The organism is Aeromonas sp. 159, from assembly GCF_963862045.1.
GTDB lineage: Bacteria > Pseudomonadota > Gammaproteobacteria > Enterobacterales > Aeromonadaceae > Aeromonas > Aeromonas veronii.
The window spans coordinates 46,916-62,096 of sequence record NZ_CAWLMI010000006.1 but is presented as its reverse complement, the minus strand read 5'-3'; the positions used below and the strand labels follow the sequence as shown (position 1 = coordinate 62,096).

18 protein-coding genes are annotated in these 15,181 nt (G+C 53.7%); 15 read left to right on the top strand and 3 right to left on the bottom strand.

Annotated features, from left to right (window positions below; translation table 11 throughout):
- Together lfgL and AACR14_RS01065 are read left to right on the top strand one after the other, a co-directional pair.
- Positions 1–918, top strand: coding sequence for a lateral flagellar hook-associated protein LfgL (lfgL, locus tag AACR14_RS01070; RefSeq protein WP_019444807.1), 918 nt, complete (start codon positions 1–3; stop codon positions 916–918).
- A gap of 222 nt (positions 919–1,140) precedes the next feature.
- Complete coding sequence (locus AACR14_RS01065) at positions 1,141–1,941, top strand: hypothetical protein (protein ID WP_230848188.1); 801 nt, start codon at positions 1,141–1,143, stop codon at positions 1,939–1,941.
- A 68-nt stretch (positions 1,942–2,009) separates the two neighbouring features.
- Here AACR14_RS01065 and fliB read toward each other — a convergent pair whose 3' ends face one another.
- Positions 2,010–3,173, bottom strand: coding sequence for a flagellin lysine-N-methylase (gene fliB, locus AACR14_RS01060; protein WP_019444805.1), 1,164 nt, complete (start codon positions 3,171–3,173; stop codon positions 2,010–2,012).
- Positions 3,174–3,380: 207 nt separating this feature from the next.
- Between fliB and lafA (AACR14_RS01055) the strand changes: the two genes are divergently transcribed.
- From lafA (AACR14_RS01055) to AACR14_RS01005, 11 genes are all read left to right on the top strand, one after another.
- Positions 3,381–4,244 carry a lateral flagellin LafA gene (gene lafA, locus AACR14_RS01055; RefSeq protein WP_019444804.1) on the top strand — a complete coding sequence of 288 codons (864 nt, stop codon included), beginning with the start codon at positions 3,381–3,383 and terminating at the stop codon, positions 4,242–4,244.
- 196 nt (positions 4,245–4,440) lie between these two features.
- Entirely contained in the window at positions 4,441–5,304 is an 864-nt protein-coding gene (gene lafA, locus AACR14_RS01050; RefSeq protein WP_019444803.1) for a lateral flagellin LafA, read from the top strand.
- A 114-nt stretch (positions 5,305–5,418) separates the two neighbouring features.
- Positions 5,419–6,702: a lateral flagellar capping protein LafB gene (lafB, locus tag AACR14_RS01045; RefSeq protein WP_019444802.1), complete on the top strand. Its 1,284-nt coding sequence runs from the start codon at positions 5,419–5,421 to the stop codon at positions 6,700–6,702.
- Positions 6,703–6,748: 46 nt separating this feature from the next.
- Positions 6,749–7,141 carry a lateral flagellar export chaperone LafC gene (gene lafC, locus AACR14_RS01040; protein ID WP_019444801.1) on the top strand — a complete coding sequence of 131 codons (393 nt, stop codon included), beginning with the start codon at positions 6,749–6,751 and terminating at the stop codon, positions 7,139–7,141.
- Positions 7,142–7,200: 59 nt separating this feature from the next.
- Complete coding sequence (locus tag AACR14_RS01035; protein WP_019444800.1) at positions 7,201–7,602, top strand: hypothetical protein; 402 nt, start codon at positions 7,201–7,203, stop codon at positions 7,600–7,602.
- Between the two features lie 47 nt (positions 7,603–7,649).
- Positions 7,650–8,675, top strand: coding sequence for a flagellar hook-length control protein FliK (locus AACR14_RS01030; RefSeq protein WP_230848189.1), 1,026 nt, complete (start codon positions 7,650–7,652; stop codon positions 8,673–8,675).
- A 71-nt stretch (positions 8,676–8,746) separates the two neighbouring features.
- Positions 8,747–9,169, top strand: a complete 423-nt coding sequence (lafF, locus tag AACR14_RS01025) for a lateral flagellar basal body-associated protein LafF (RefSeq protein ID WP_269428984.1) — start codon at positions 8,747–8,749, stop codon at positions 9,167–9,169.
- A gap of 7 nt (positions 9,170–9,176) precedes the next feature.
- Complete coding sequence (lafS, locus tag AACR14_RS01020; RefSeq protein WP_026034857.1) at positions 9,177–9,893, top strand: lateral flagellar system RNA polymerase sigma factor LafS; 717 nt, start codon at positions 9,177–9,179, stop codon at positions 9,891–9,893.
- A gap of 50 nt (positions 9,894–9,943) precedes the next feature.
- Positions 9,944–10,801, top strand: coding sequence for a lateral flagellar motor stator protein LafT (gene lafT, locus AACR14_RS01015; RefSeq protein WP_019444796.1), 858 nt, complete (start codon positions 9,944–9,946; stop codon positions 10,799–10,801).
- A complete protein-coding gene (gene lafU, locus AACR14_RS01010) occupies positions 10,801–11,748 on the top strand; it encodes a lateral flagellar motor protein LafU (RefSeq protein WP_019444795.1) in 948 nt (315 codons plus the stop codon). Before lafT ends, lafU begins: the two co-directional genes overlap by 1 nt.
- Positions 11,735–12,196 (top strand): hypothetical protein, encoded by a 462-nt coding sequence (locus AACR14_RS01005; protein WP_080741269.1) that lies wholly within the window; start codon positions 11,735–11,737, stop codon positions 12,194–12,196. Before lafU ends, AACR14_RS01005 begins: the two co-directional genes overlap by 14 nt.
- Here AACR14_RS01005 and AACR14_RS01000 read toward each other — a convergent pair.
- Positions 12,129–13,097 carry a lytic transglycosylase domain-containing protein gene (locus AACR14_RS01000; RefSeq protein ID WP_237714685.1) on the bottom strand — a complete coding sequence of 323 codons (969 nt, stop codon included), beginning with the start codon at positions 13,095–13,097 and terminating at the stop codon, positions 12,129–12,131. The genes AACR14_RS01005 and AACR14_RS01000 overlap by 68 nt on opposite strands.
- A gap of 119 nt (positions 13,098–13,216) precedes the next feature.
- Positions 13,217–13,666, bottom strand: a complete 450-nt coding sequence (locus AACR14_RS00995) for a hypothetical protein (protein ID WP_019444793.1) — start codon at positions 13,664–13,666, stop codon at positions 13,217–13,219.
- A 114-nt stretch (positions 13,667–13,780) separates the two neighbouring features.
- Between AACR14_RS00995 and mraZ the strand changes: the two genes are divergently transcribed.
- Both mraZ and rsmH read left to right on the top strand, forming a co-directional pair.
- Complete coding sequence (mraZ, locus tag AACR14_RS00990) at positions 13,781–14,239, top strand: division/cell wall cluster transcriptional repressor MraZ (protein WP_013723406.1); 459 nt, start codon at positions 13,781–13,783, stop codon at positions 14,237–14,239.
- On the top strand, positions 14,240–15,178 hold the full coding sequence (gene rsmH / locus AACR14_RS00985) for a 16S rRNA (cytosine(1402)-N(4))-methyltransferase RsmH (protein ID WP_005336168.1): 939 nt from the start codon (positions 14,240–14,242) through the stop codon (positions 15,176–15,178).
- Positions 15,179–15,181 lie beyond the last annotated feature (3 nt).

Genomic DNA, 15,181 nt, shown 5'->3' with positions numbered 1-15,181 from the left:
ATGCGCATCAGTACCAACCAGATCCAGCTCAGCATGCTTGATAATCTGCAGCACGGTTTCGGCGAGTATGCCCGCCTCGATCGCCAGATCTCCTCAAACAAACGGATCCTTCAGCCTTCCGATGATCCTGTGGGAAGTGTGCGGCTGCTCGGCCTCAAGAAGGAGCAGGTGGCGATGGAGCAGTATCAGAAGAATATTGCCAATGCCAAAAGCCAGCTTTCTCAGGGCGAAATCCAGCTGGAGTCGATGACCAACATGCTGATGCGGTTGCGTGAGTTGACCCAGACTGCTGCAAACGGCTCGCTTTCTGAAGATGATCGCCGTGCCGTGGCGACCGAGGCGGCGATTATCAAAGATGGCTTGTTCGATCTTGCCAATGCGCGCAATGAGAGTGGTTCCAGCCTGTTTACCGGTAGCAAGGTCGATCAGCCTGCCTTGGTCAAGGTCACAGATCCGGCAGATCCTGACTTCGGCAGTTACAAGTACCATGGCGATAGTCTGGTTCGCGAAGTCAGCATTGCCAATGGTGTGACGGTGGGTCTCAACCAGACTGCGGACAAGCTGTTTATCGACAATGGCGACTTCTTCAAACAGCTGGATTCCATGGTCGCCGCGATGGAGAGCGGAGCCCCCGATGCTGCTGATCAGGCTCGCGGCATGCTGGATCGCAGCAAGGTGTTGCAGGACGATATCAGCCAGATGGTGAGCACCATCGGTGCACGTATGAACCTGCTTGATCAGGTCGATGAGGGGCATGCCGAGAAAGGGGTCTATAGCAAGGAAGTGAGCAATCAGATAGAGTCCCTCGACTATGCCAGTGCTGTTACCCAGCAGGCCCATGTGTTGATGGCTTTGCAAGTTCAGCAGCAGGCATTTGCCAAGGTTAACGGACTCAGCCTCTTCAACTACATGCCATAAATTCAGGTTCAGGGAGCCATGATGCAGATTCAGCAAACCCGTTTGGGTGGAGTGGTCGAAACACCTGCCCAGCCCAGATTGCACGGGCGCCTAACTGCTCAGAGTGCGTCCCGGCCAACCGGCGAAACTGAGCGTCACCCCAATATCGTCCGGCTGGATCGGTGGGCTTTGATCGGGACTGCGCAGCAGCGGATCGCTCAGGCTCAAGGGGGAGAGCAGGCTTTGAGCCAGATTTGGGGTGAATTGAAGCGCCTCGAACAGCAACTTGGCCAGAATCGGGCGGCGAGCGGCGATCTGGTGTCACGCCTGAAAGTGTTGGAAGAGAAGTTGACCCAACCCCAAGCTCCCCTTAATACCGAATTAAAGCCACGTTTGCTGGCATCTGCAGGGGACAGTCGGGTGAGTTACGGGTCAGAGCGGCTTGACCTGCTCACCCCCAAGTCGGGCGCCGAGCGCCTGGTGTTCTCTTTCCCACAGAGCAGCAGTGCAGTTGAAGTGATGCTGCCTGCTGGAGCCAATGAATCGGAAGTGGTCACCCGGCTGGATCGTGCACTACGCAAAGAGCACATTCAGGCGCGTCTCAACGAGTTGGGCAAGCTGGAGTTAAGCGTGCCGGAGTTGCATCGACGTAAACTGGACGAGCCGGTTCTGCTTAGTGGGGAAGGCATTCGTATTCCGGCCGGAAACCCTGTTCCGGTGCAATTTAAGGCAAAGCCGGGGCAATTGACCCTGCTGGGCGAAGGTATCGACAAAGGTGAGCTGCGACAGGAGCAACAGCGCCTGAGAAGATTGCTTGGGGAGATTGAGCAGTCGGTGCGGGAGCTGAAGCAGTTCCGCCAGCGAATGGTCAAGCAGCTCGATCGGGTCAAGGCGCGTAGCCAGAATATGAAACAGCAGGAGCTTGAGCAGCTTCAGGGCAAGCTGGGTGAGCAGCTCAGGGAGGGTGGTTTTATGGGAACCATGTCAGGTCTGCTGGCTCAGGCCAACGTATCGCGCCAGAATGTGGTGGCACTGCTCACATAAAGGATGACGTGCTACATCACCGCCAAGATGGAAAAAGAGACCGCCAGCAACATGCTGGCGGTCTTTTTTCAGGGTTTCAGCAAGGCGTATAGAGTGAGGTCGGATGAAAAACCTGAGGTACTTAGTCCCTCTTCTATGGTCTTGAGAAAGTTCCGGTTGTGCTGGCGTATGGTGTGATAACTGTAGAAAAGATCGATGACATCCTGTTCTTCCAGCTCCTTGTCCATGGCCAGCAGACACAGGTAGTTGCGCAGCAGGAAGTAATCGATCACCAGGAGCTGATAGCCCTGGAAGGGCGTAGTCTGCTGTAGTGGAAAGTTGTTGTTGTAGACGTAATAGAGCAGGTAGTTGTTGAGAATGTGAGGCCTTGTGGCCAGAAAGGGAGTTACCTTGTTGAGCCAGGCTTGTTGCAGCAATGCAAGCTTGCTTTCGTCATAAACGCCCTCTAGTACCTGATTTATTTTGTCGAGGCAGAACTGCATGGTCTGCCGGCCACGCCTTCCCTGCGAATATGCAACCAGCTGATGGGTGATCGTTCTCAGTCCCCACCACTGCAATGTGGGCATGGAGGGCAACTGTTCGAACATGGCGTGAAGTTCCCCTTGGTCGGCCATTACCGCGACCTGCTCGAGAAATGCTTCGTGCGACAAGGAGGTTGCATTCCTATGAAGCAGCAGTCCGATAAGCCATAGGCGCTGTTCGACCGGGAGATCGGTGGTTGTCAGCACGTGGATGCTCAGACTATGCAGGGTTGCCATGGCTGTGGATGGCGGCGTGGTAAAGGGGAGAGGCTGCCTGAGCTGGGCCTCCTCAGTCTGCATTGCCATTGGGTCTAGCAACAGGTGCCGGCAGACCTCGGGACAGGAGAGAACCAGAGATTTCTTGAGCTGGTTGGCGAGCTGGGTTTGGGTTCTGGGGTAGGTCTTGCAAGTCTGGCTGAGTGCATCTGGCCCTGCCTTGCCGTGGATCTGACACAATCGTTTCTCGTCAAGAAAAGGGCAGGCTCCCTGCTCGTCAAGGGTTATGACTCCCCACTGTTCATTGCTTTTCTTTACTTTGCGGATGTGTTGTTTGCTCAGCGATTGTATTACGGGATCTGGGTGTTTTTCGTAACTGCGGAACGTCGCTTTATCGATACTGATGGTCCAGCTATGACAGCAGTTGTCTTTGCAGCCATCTCCAATGCATTGAAATTGCGTGACAAACCGAGGGGTATATAGAAATGCTGCCATGTCGCTTTCCGATAGTGAAGGATTGCAATTTAAAGCAATAAACATGCCTATAAATTAATCCGGCGAGTTTAGCACGGCCATTCCTATCCATTGATCAACCTGAAAAAAATATAAGAACAGAGCTCTAAATTTCCGGCAAAAAGTTGTCGTCTATATCTGATGTCAACCTAACATGCTGCGCCGCAGCGTCATATCGAGGATTACATCATGGGCTTGTCTATTCATACCAACTTTGCTTCTCTGACTACTCAAAGTCAGCTCAATACCACCAACAAGATGCTGGGTACCGCCATGCAGCGTCTGGGCACCGGTCTGCGCATCAACTCTGCAGCTGACGACGCTGCCGGTCTGCAAATGGCTACCCGCCTGCAGTCCCAGTCCAGCGGTCAGAAGGTTGGTATGCGTAACTCTCAGGATGCCATCTCCATGATGCAGACTGCTGAAGGTGCTATGGATGAGATGAGCAATATCGTTCAGCGCATGAAGGATCTGGCTACCCAGTCTGCTAACGGCACCAGTACCGCAGAAGACCGTAAAGCCATGGATGCCGAGTTTACCGAATTGCGCTCTGAGCTTGACAACATCACCAACAACACCACTTTCGGCGGGCAAGAACTGCTCAAGACTGGCAAGGGCTTCCAGGAAGATGTGACATTCCAGATAGGCGGTACTTCCGCTGAGAAGCTTGAGTTGAAAAAAACAGGAACCCTAGCCAAGGCTCTGGCGGAGGTCGTTGGCACTGGTAAGGGTACCTTGGACACTGATATTGCTGCAGGGATCGGGGATCAAAAGAAAGCTACCGATGCTATGGCTAAGCTGGATACTTTCTCCCAGAAAATCGGTGAGTCTCGTTCTGCATTTGGTGCCAACATCAACCGTCTGGAGCACACCGTCAACAACCTCTCCAACATGAAGGAGAACACTGACATGGCGAATGGCCGCATTATGGATGCTGATTTCGCTCAGGAGAGCACCAACATGACCAAGAACCAGATGCTGATGCAGGCTGGCATGTCCGTGCTTTCCAACTCCAACCAGATGACCGGCATGGTAACTTCCCTGCTGCGTTAATTCTGTGCGGCACTCATCCTGATTTTTGGTGTGGGTGCCTTTTTTATTTTCTCTCTTCAGCCCGCTCTTATTTTCTTCTGTTTTGCCTCTATTCCTCTAATTTCTATTTCCTGATTCAAGTCTTTGCTCACAGCTGTCGCTTCTTACTTTTGTACAGTTATTTGCTGCGAACGCAGCTTTAAATGAGGATCATGTTATGGGTTTGTCTATTCACACCAATTTCGCTTCTCTGACTACTCAGAACCAGCTGAACTCCACCAACAAGATGCTGGGCACCGCCATGCAGCGTCTGGGCACTGGTCTGCGTATCAACTCCGCTGCCGATGATGCCGCAGGTCTGCAGATGGCTACTCGTCTGCAAGCGCAGTCCAGCGGTCAGAAAGTTGGTATGCGTAACTCTCAGGATGCCATCTCCATGATGCAGACTGCTGAAGGTGCTATGGACGAGATGAGCAATATCGTGCAACGCATGAAGGATCTGGCCACCCAGTCTGCAAACGGAACAAGCACTTCTGCAGATCGCACAGCTATGAACTCAGAATTTACTGAGCTGCGCTCCGAGCTTGATAACATCACCAACAACACCACTTTTGGTGGTCAGAAACTGCTTGCTGCAAGTAGTGGTTTCCAAGGGAACGTAACTTTCCAGATCGGGGGCACCACCGCTGAAAAACTGGAATTAAAAGATACAGGTACACTGGCTACAGCCCTGAAAAGTGTGATTGGTACTGGTAAAGGTACCGATGGTACTAATGTGAAGGCTGGCATTGCTGACCAGGCCAAAGCAACGGCAGCGATGACAGATTTGGATACTTTCTCTAAGGGGATCGGTGAGGCTCGTTCTGCTTTCGGTGCCAACATCAACCGTCTGGAGCACACCGTCAACAACCTCTCCAACATGAAAGAGAACACCGATATGGCGAACGGCCGTATCATGGATGCCGACTTCGCCCAGGAGAGCACCAACATGACCAAGAACCAGATGCTGATGCAGGCTGGCATGTCCGTGCTGTCCAACTCCAACCAGATGACAGGCATGGTCACTTCCCTGCTGCGTTAACAGGTGATATAGCCGCTCCTATGGGGGCGGCCTTTTGTTTAGCCATTACGTGTCGGTTGGAAAGGGATTAAAGGACATTTTCCAACAGGCATGCCACAGAATAAGGGGGTAGTGATGCAAGTAGATCCGGCCAGCATGGCAATGCAACTGGTAGCTATCGAGCGCCAGAATATGGATAAGCTGCTGAAAAAGCAGATGGACAGTATCAAGGGGCAGCAGAGTGCAATCAGCACACTCACGACCAAGCTGTCGACCTTCCAGACCATGCTCAAGGATCTGAATAAGGCATCCAACCTGCAAGCCCAGAAGGCCACCATGTCCCAAGAAGGGCTCATGACGGTGACGAGCAATGGAAAGGCCAGCTCGGGGCAATACAACTTCTTTGTGGAGCAGTTAGCCCAGTCTCACCAGGTTGGTCTTAGCCTTGATAGCGAGACGGCCCCCCTGCCTGCGGATGGTATCTTTTCTCTCACAGTCAAAGGCAAGACGCTCGATATCGATCTGGCTACCCTGCCTGCTGGATCGACAGTGAAGGATCTGGTTTCCCATATTAACAATGCCAAGGATAACCCGGGTGTGAAAGCCACACTGGTTCGGACTGATGGCAAGGTCAACATGGTGTTGACCAGCAAGGATAGTGGTGAAGAGAATGCCATTACGGTGAATTACAGCGGTGATGCAAGCTCTTCCTTGGGAACTGCCATTGCCAACAAGAGCGAGATCACCAAAGCCCAGAATGCCAAGTTGCAGATGGGCGGGAACAATCCGCTAACCATCACCTCGGCCAGCAACAAGATTGAAAATGTGGTCGATGGCCTGACCCTCCAGCTCACCAAAGCACAGAAGAGCGGCGATGCGCCTCTGCAGGTGACTGTCGAACAGGATAAAGAGGCGGTCACCGGCTCTCTCAAGAAGTTCACCGATAGTTATAACGAGCTGATCGACGAACTGGCCAAGATGATGTCCAGTGACCCCAAGGCTCCCGGGGCGCTCTCTTCCGATAGCGGAGTACGCAGCCTCAAGAGCGTGCTTTCCAACAGTGTGCGAGATCTGCCCAATGGGCTCAGCCTGAGCAGCCTTGGCATCAAAACAGACAAGACCGGCAAGCTATCCTTCAACGAGACTGACTTCAACAAGGCACTGGAGAAAGATCCCGAGCTGCTGAGCAAGGCACTGATGGGGGATGATGGTCTGCTCAAGCGGATGAGCACTTCACTCGATCCCTACACCAAGCGCGATGGCGCACTCAAAGGGCGCAAGAGTGGCTTGGAAGCCAGTGAAAAGCGGGTGAATGAGCGAATGGAAGCGCTGGATCGCCGTATGAATTCCGCGTATAAGCGCTACCTCAACCAATTTACCACCATGAATCAGATGATGCAGACCATGGGCGCCCTGTAAGGGGTCTTGCTATTTGGCTGCCTCATCCGGAGCAAGCGAGTTTTACATGTTTGAACATCAAGATGGTTACGATGCTTATCAGTTTGCCGCTACTCAGGCCAAGGCTGCTAGCGCTGATCCGCATCAGTTGGTACTGATGCTGATGGAGGGGCTGCTCGACGAGATGGCCAGAGCCGAAGGACATATTCTTGCCCGCCAGTTTGAACGAAAGGGTCAGGCAATCAGCAAGTGTTTGCAGATTCTTGGCGGGTTGGACAGCGCACTTGATATGGATAAAGGTGGCGAGCTGGCAGCCAATCTGCATCGTCTTTATGACTACTGCGGTCAGAAATTGTTCGAGATCAGCGTCTCCAACAATGTTGAGGGATTTGCCGAAGTGCGCAAAATCCTGCAAGAGCTGAAAGAGGGTTGGGAAGCAATGGCGCGTCATCCTCGTTAATACGGAAGTAGTACTTCCTTCCTCTCCGTTCTTCCTCACGCCCAACATATTGAAATTTCTTGGTTCTCGGTCTGGCCCACTCCTTGCTTGTGGGCTGGTTTATCTTCTTTTTGGGGCTCGTCATGTCAGGTATTGCTCCCGTGTTGCGTGAGACCGAATTGCAGACTCGCCAGCGTCAGTTATTGGGGTTGGGTACGCTCTTGCTGCAACAAGCGCAAGCTGGCCAGTGGGATGCAGTCAGGCTAACCGATGGACGTTTCGCACAATTTGTCTCTCAAGTTAGCCGGAATCCCCAACTCTGGGCTGCGTTGCAACCAGCAAGAGATAAAGCCCGAATTTTGTATCGACAGGCATTGCAACTCTGCGAGCAGGAAACCCTGGTTCGTAAACAGGAGTGGCAGCAGCTTTCTTCGATTCGTGAAGGCTTGACCGCCTACGGTGAGACAGAGCAATGGGATTGATTCAATTTAGCGGTTTTGACGCTGCGTATTCGCCTGATGTCACGGCCTTGAACCGTTTGTCCGGCCAAGCCGGCAGTGAAGGTGAGCTGTATCAACCGCTGGATGAGGCGGTTGACCCTCTGCTTGCATTGCCCTTGCCCGAGCTGGCTGCCAGCGATGTTGCGGTAGAGGAAAAAGAGAGAGAACAGCCGGGGGCGGAAGGCGACCCGGCTGAACAGCTGCCGGCGTTTACCAATATGCCTCCTCTCTTTGTCAGAGTAAGTGATGCCGATCTTGATGGTTTTCGTGTGAGCCGTACTTTTTCCCGAGCTGAAGGTAGCACCGGTGGCCAGCAGGTGGTGGTGGATAACAAATTGCCACCCTCTCTTCGTACCTTGATGGGGAGTGCGACCGCGCTGCCCGAGCAAGAGGTGATGCCGCGTCGTGAAACGGTCTCTGCCGCTGCAGAACAGGCGCTCTCTACGTTGCTTGTCAAATCGAATGGGCAAACCGGTGTATTGCCCGGCCGCTTCACCTTGCCGGTGATGGCTGCCGGTTTGGATATGGGAAGTGTGCCTGACACCGCTGCGGTAGAAAACAGGTTGCCAGATGCTCGCCAGCTGGCAGTCGGACAACTCGCCGCTGCACCGCTGCGTCCGGTCGACTATCAATGGGCTCCTGTCCGGTTGCCAGACAACCAGAGCCAGTGGGGACAGCAGCTGGTTAGCCTGCTTCAGGACAAGGTTGAACTGCAGGTCAATCAACAGGTGAAACAGGCTCATATCCGGCTGGACCCGCCAGAGCTGGGGCGACTGGAGTTGACCGTCAAGCTCGATGGTGACCGGCTCAATGTCCAGTTGAACGTGACCAATCCGGCTGTGCGCGATGCGATGATCCAGTCGATGGAGCGCTTGCGCATGAGCTTGGCTCCCCATCATGCCGGTGGGGTCGAGGTCAATGTGGGGCAGGGTGGCGAACAGGGACAGCAGGAGCGGTGGCAACAGGAGAAGATCCTGGCTGGCCGCCGCCAGTGGCAGGATGATCCGGATTCCCAATGGGATACGGTGCACGACTGGCTCAATACACTGGTCTGATTTTTAACCCGTAATAACGAGAGTGGTTTTACATTATGCGGCGTGTCATGAAGTGGTTGATGATATTCGTCATGGCTCTGTGTCTGTTGGCCATACTGGCCTATGGCGCATGGCTTAAGCGCGATGTGGTCGAAGTCTGGCTCGGATTGGCAGAGCCAAAGCCCGAGCTGAGCAGCACTCCGCTGTTCAAGCCGATGGAGCGCTTTGTTATCAGTCTGGAAGGGGGTGAGCAGTCTCATTATCTGGTGCTGGAGCTGGCACTGGTGACCTACAACCCGGCGCAGGTTGCCAAGCTGGATGAACTGACGCCACTGATCCGCAATGCCATGGTGCAGTATTTCAGCCACCGCTCCCATGATGACGTAAAAGTCGAGCTGCAGAATATTTCCAAGTTGCAAGTCTCTCTGCGCGACAAGCTGGTCACTACGGTACAGGGATATGGCTATAAGCCCTATCTTGATGAAGTGCTGATCACCAAGGTACTGGTACAGTAGCCACGATATGACAGATTCCGTTTGGGATGCTCAACAAGAGTTTGCCGATACTCCGCAACTTCCTCGCACGGGAGAGCCCGCTATTCTTGCTCGCTATCTACCCTTGGTGAAGCGAGCCGCCAGCCATCTGCGCAGCCAGGTCAGTGCCTGTTTTGATCAGGAGGACATGGAGCAGGTGGGAATGATGGGATTGCTGGAGGCGTGGCGCCGTTATGGCAGCGAGCCCGATGCCCAGTTTGAAAGTTATGCCTTCAAACGGATTCGTGGCGCCATGCTCGATGAGTTGCGCCGTCTGGACTGGCGACCCCGCCAACTGCGACAGCAGGTACACGGCCATAATCAGGCGCAGCGTGAACTGCACAATCGTTTGGGGCGCCCCCCCTCAGAGCAAGAACTTGCTACTGCGCTCGACTGTTCGGTGGATGAGGTGCGTCAGTTGTCCTACGCCAGCCAGGCTGAAGCGCTGCAGAGTCTGGAAGAGTGGCTGGAGAATGGCGGTAAAGCCCCGACTACCGAATCTGATGATGTCGATATGGCGATGACCATCAGCAAGGTGTTGGCCACTCTGGATAAACGCGAGCAGTTATTGCTTTCCCTCTATTACCAGCAAGAGCTCAACATGAAAGAGATCGCGTTGGTGCTGGGATTAACCGAATCCCGGGTTTGTCAGCTGCACAAACAATGTGTACTTCAGCTAAAGCAGCGATTGGTCGACTCCATATAGTAGTGCTTCACCTTTACTGGTGACCCTTCTTGTATCGTGCGGGAACATTCATGCAAAAACAGATTGGCATCGGCGTCATATTAGTGTGCGTGCTGGGTGGCTTCATGATGGCCGGGGGAAACCTCGCAGCCTTGTGGCAGCCAGCCGAGCTCATCATCATCATCGGCGCAGCGGTAGGCTCCATGTTTCTGGGCAACTCGAAAGAGGTGATGCATGAAATGTGGCGGCAGATAAAGATGTGCTTCAAAGCGAATAAAGAAGAGAAAGAGGTCTATCGTGAGCTGCTGACTCTGATGCATCAACTGCTTGAAGAGACACGCAATAAGGGGATGAAGGCGCTCGACGAGCATATTGAAAATCCCCAGCAGAGCTCGGTTTTCTTGATGTATCCCCAGATTTCGGAAGATCCCCAACTGCTTGGTTTCATTATCGATAACCTGCGTCTGCTCGGAATGGGCAAGATCACCCCCCATGAACTGGATACCGTGCTGGAGCAGGAGATCATGGCCATTGAAGAGGACATGCTCAAGCCTGCTCATGCCTTGCACAAAACCGGTGAGGCCTGCCCTGGCTTCGGCATTCTTGCTGCGGTGATGGGGATCATCATCACCATGCAGCAACTGGACGGCCCTCTGAGCAATATCGGTGTCCATGTGGCGGCCGCTCTGGTGGGAACTTTTATCGGTATTTTCCTCTGTTACTGCTTGCTGGAGCCAATCAGCAATGCCATGGAAGAGATGGTCAAGCGCCGTATCGGCCTGTTGATGTGCATCAAGTCGATCCTGATTGCCCAGTTGCGTGGCAAGACACCGCTGCTTGCCGTCGATTCGGGTCGCAAGATCCTGGAGCCTGAAGTCAAACCAAGCTTCCTTGAGCTGGAAGATTGGGTGACCAACAGGGCGATGTAATGCGCAATCACGAACAGATTATCGTCAAGCGTCAGCAGCGTCGTAACAGCGGTCCCAAAGGGGGAGGCGCCTGGAAGGTGGCATTTGCCGACTTCACGTTGGCCATGATGGCGTTCTTCATGGTGCTCTGGATCCTCGCTGTGTCAAATCAGGAGGAGCGGGAAGTCGTTGCCAGTCGCCTGCGGGACTACAGCATCATGGACAGTGAGGCAAACCCGTTTGATATTCGCAACAGCCCCTATCCTGTCGATCTCGGTGGCAACCCCTCTGTGATGGATGAGCTTAACCCCAAGTTCGATCAGCAGGGTCAGCTGATGCCCAGGCATATGGACCGTAATCAGAGCATTTTTTCTGACGGTCCAAGCGGTGGGTATGAAAAGCTGTTGATAGGCAAGCTTGAGGGTGAAGCCCAGATGAAGCAGCTGGCCAGCTTTATCGACCATCTTGCTGAGCAGATGCAGGCGAAGAATAACCTCGAGATTCAAATTGTTCCCCAAGGGTTGCGGATCCTGATCCGTGATGACGCGGATCGGGAAATGTATAGCCGCGGCAGTGCACGTATCACTCCATTTTTTCGTCACCTGTTGATGGCATTGGCCCCCATTTTCCAGCGAATTGAGAATCGGGTCATGATTTCTGGCCATACCGACAGCACACCGTTTGCCGGTGACAATTACAGCAACTGGGAGCTATCGTCAGACCGCGCCATGATGGCAAGACGGGTGTTGCTGGCGGGAGGCATGCCACCTGAACGGGTCGGACAGGTTGTCGCGATGGCCGATACCATGCTGGAAGATACCCGCAATCCACAAAGCAGCCGTAATCGGCGCATTGAATTGCTGGTCATGACAACCCAGGCAGAAACTAATCTGGAGCAACTTTTCAGCTCCCAAACGCAAGCGGCAACCACCCATGCCAAGGAGATGATTTCCCATGGACGACCCTGAGATCGAGTTTCCGCTGCATACCTCGCACAATGATCCACGCCGAAAGGTGCCGCGCTGGTATCTGCACGATGGAACAACGCCTTTCGAGTCACAGAGTTGCGGGATTGCGGCCAGATTGCTGATTTCCGGATTGCTGTTTGACAAGAGCATCGGCCGCGCAGTGATCAAAGATATTGGCCCGGGAGGGGTCGGTTTCCTTGCTCCGGCCCGATTTGAATTACCCGAAACGGTGACGCTCTCCCTGTTGCCGCGAATTGCGCTGGATTGCAACATCACTCATCGTCGCGCTATTGGTCGGCAGCTCTGCTTTTACGGGGCTCGCTGGTCATATCCGGAAGAGGTTGATTTGGCTCCGGTACTGAGCCATTGGCGCCACTGTTTCATGGTGCCGCAATCAGCGGCCGCTTCTGCTGAATCCCAAGAGGATCAGGCAAGCGTTCCAGTCTGATTTCTCCTCGACTCATATCAAGCCCCCTGGCAGCTTTAAGTAAAAGGGGGTCATGCAGACTGTCCAGTGAGACCGCTTTGACAATGGCGGTCGCCCCTTTCTTCTGGTTGGCGGTGGGGGCTTTGCCCTTGCTATAGACGATCGGGCAATGGGTTATCCCTTGCGCGACAGGGAGTTGCCAGGCCGGATTCCAGCTGCTGGCTTCATTCATTGATACGCCCTTCGCCTGAGCCCACGCGGGCAGTGAGCAGCCGTTCGGATGACGGAATATTTGCAAGTCATTGCCGCTGTGCCATGGCGGAAGTTGAAACTGATAGCTGTCAGCCATATCAAGCAGTCTTGCCAGCGCAACAAAGCGCGCGACATAAAAGCGTGTTTCAGTCGGAAGCTCCAGTTCCCATATATTACGTGTCCCCGCTTTTAAAACCGCATTGAGTACCCGCCCTTCTCCTGCGTTGTAGGCGGCCAAAGCAAGCAGCCAGTCATTGCCAAAGAAGCGATACAGCCATGCCAGATAGGAAAGGGCTGCCTCTGTCGCCAATGGCAGTGAATAGCGTCCATCAAATTCGCTGGTGATGGGAATGGCAAATCGGGTGGCGGTATCTGGCATCAGCTGCCAGGGGCCTGCGGCGCCAGCAGAAGAGACCACATCCAATCGGTAACTGCTTTCCAGTAAAGGAACAAAGGCAAGCAAGGGCGGCAGTTTGCGTTCGTGAACCTGTTCCGCGACCCAGCGAATAACGGGCTGTGTCTCCGCAAGACGTTGTTGAAGATAATGGCGCTGCTTCAGCAAGAATTGCTGCTGCTGACCGACCAAATCTGCCCCTTTACCCTGAATCGGGACAGGGAAGCCAACTTGCCACTGATAATTGTGATAAGCATGGCAAGATGTTGATATCATTAACATCCCGCACATTAGTAAAGAAATGAGCCGGGTCATGGGGCAATTGTTGAGCAAGGATCGCGCAATAATAAAAACATGATATATCTCAACAGTTTTTTGAATTTAAGGTCGTCTGATCATGTGTAATCCAGGACGTAGCAAGCATGATAACACGAGTAAAAAAGAGCCCAAATTCGGGTAAAGCGATTCAGAAGTTTTTGCTGTATCTGATACTCGCCAATTTCATTCTGATGGGCTTGTACATTGGTTACGCTCAAGAGCTGACATTTGCCACCAATATTCTGCTGACATCCCTGCTGATTATTTACAATCTGTTGCTTTGTCAGCTGGTGTCTCTGCGTGCTCGCCGTTCGAAAGATGGTTACATCATCTATCCAGTGATATGTGTCAGTATTTTGCTCTGTGCAGTGGTATTGTTCCGTTTCATCATATCGCCCAGATAGTGACCGCTCACCGACTTGCTGCTTATTAATCACTTTCTGTTTTTTCAGCAATAACTCTTGGAAAATCAACCCACTCAATCTGCGGTATGCAATTGCTGCGTCAATATGTTCCCTCTGTCCCATCTCCTTGCTTGAAAAGCCCCCTGCACGTCCTTAAACTTCAAGGTGGGGAAAAGTGGATCAAAGTGGTTTTTAGAGGGGCAATCTGCCTGCTCACTCACCTTCAGGGACTGCAATTTGTTGCGTGGCGCTCATGCCATCAGCCTGGACAGTAAAGGGCGGCTGGCAATTCCGACCAAATTCCGTGATTGGCTGCGCGACGAAAGCGACGGCCAGCTGGTCTGCACCATCGATATTGCCCATCCCTGTCTGCTGCTTTATCCCCTGAATGAATGGGAAGAGGTCGAGCGCAAGCTCAAAACTCTCTCCAGCATGAATCCGCAAGAGCGCCGTTTGCAGCGTCTGCTGCTGGGACATGCAACTGAATGCGAGCTGGATGGCAATGGCCGTCTGCTGCTCAGTCAGCCACTGCGCAACCATGCGGGGCTGGACAAGAAAATCATGCTGGTGGGCCAGCTCAACAAGTTTGAGCTGTGGGATGAAGCCCGCTGGCAACAACAGGTCAATGACGACATCTTGGGTCTGCCCGGGGACGATTGGGCAAGCTCACCACGACTACAGGATTTCTCTTTATAAATGACCCAAGCCGCTGAACACATCACAGTGCTGCTGCACGAAGCCGTTGAAGGTCTGGCCATCAAGCCGGACGGTGTCTACGTCGACGGTACTTTTGGCCGTGGTGGTCATTCTCGTCTGATCCTGCAGCACCTTGGCCCCAATGGCCGCCTGATCGCCATCGACCGCGATCCCCAGGCGATCGCCGAAGCGGCCAAGATCCAGGATCCCCGTTTCGAAATCGTGCACGGCCCCTTCTCCGGCATAGCCTCCTATCTGGATGAGCGCGGTTTGCTGGGCAAGGTGGATGGCTTCCTGCTGGATCTGGGAGTCTCTTCACCTCAGCTGGATGATGCCGAGCGCGGCTTCAGCTTTATGAAAGATGGTCCGCTCGATATGCGGATGGACCCCACCTCCGGCCAGAGCGCCGCCGAGTGGCTGGCCAAGGCCGATGTGGATGACATCGCCTGGGTGCTGAAGACCTTCGGTGAGGAGCGTTTTGCCAAGAAGATCGCCCGTGCCATCGTGCATGACCGTGTGACCGAGCCTTATGTGCGCACTCGCCAACTGGCGGAGATGATTGCCCGGGTCAATCCGAGCAAGGAGAAGGGCAAGCATGCGGCAACCCGCAGTTTCCAGGCTATCCGCATCTATATCAACAGCGAGCTGGACGAGATCGAAACCGCGCTCAACGGTGCACTGGAAGTGTTGGCACCACATGGCCGTCTGTCGGTGATCAGCTTCCATTCGCTGGAAGACCGCTTGGTGAAGCATTTCATCCGCAAGCACGAGAAGGGGCCGGAAGTGCCTTACGGCATTCCGTTGACCGAGGCCCAGTTGGCTGGCGGTCGCAAATTGAAGTCGGTCGGCAAGGCGCTCAAGCCTTCTGATCATGAAGTATCTGAAAACAGCCGGTCACGCAGCTCGGTGCTGCGGGTTGCCGAACGGCTGGCGGAGTAAGCG

Bases quoted from the DNA above. Each gene is read 5' to 3' on its own strand.
- lafB (WP_019444802.1), top strand. From the start codon at position 5,419: ATGCAAGTAGATCCGGCCAGCATGGCAATGCAACTGGTAGCTATCGAG.
- lafU (WP_019444795.1), top strand. From the start codon at position 10,801: ATGCGCAATCACGAACAGATTATCGTCAAGCGTCAGCAGCGTCGTAAC.
- AACR14_RS01000 (WP_237714685.1), bottom strand. From the start codon at position 13,097: ATGATATCAACATCTTGCCATGCTTATCACAATTATCAGTGGCAAGTT.
- AACR14_RS00995 (WP_019444793.1), bottom strand. From the start codon at position 13,666: ATGGGACAGAGGGAACATATTGACGCAGCAATTGCATACCGCAGATTG.
- lfgL (WP_019444807.1), top strand. From the start codon at position 1: ATGCGCATCAGTACCAACCAGATCCAGCTCAGCATGCTTGATAATCTG.
- lafC (WP_019444801.1), top strand. From the start codon at position 6,749: ATGTTTGAACATCAAGATGGTTACGATGCTTATCAGTTTGCCGCTACT.
- lafA (WP_019444803.1), top strand. From the start codon at position 4,441: ATGGGTTTGTCTATTCACACCAATTTCGCTTCTCTGACTACTCAGAAC.
- lafT (WP_019444796.1), top strand. From the start codon at position 9,944: ATGCAAAAACAGATTGGCATCGGCGTCATATTAGTGTGCGTGCTGGGT.
- lafA (WP_019444804.1), top strand. From the start codon at position 3,381: ATGGGCTTGTCTATTCATACCAACTTTGCTTCTCTGACTACTCAAAGT.
- lafS (WP_026034857.1), top strand. From the start codon at position 9,177: ATGACAGATTCCGTTTGGGATGCTCAACAAGAGTTTGCCGATACTCCG.
- fliB (WP_019444805.1), bottom strand. From the start codon at position 3,173: ATGGCAGCATTTCTATATACCCCTCGGTTTGTCACGCAATTTCAATGC.
- lafF (WP_269428984.1), top strand. From the start codon at position 8,747: ATGGCTCTGTGTCTGTTGGCCATACTGGCCTATGGCGCATGGCTTAAG.
- rsmH (WP_005336168.1), top strand. From the start codon at position 14,240: ATGACCCAAGCCGCTGAACACATCACAGTGCTGCTGCACGAAGCCGTT.
- AACR14_RS01005 (WP_080741269.1), top strand. From the start codon at position 11,735: ATGGACGACCCTGAGATCGAGTTTCCGCTGCATACCTCGCACAATGAT.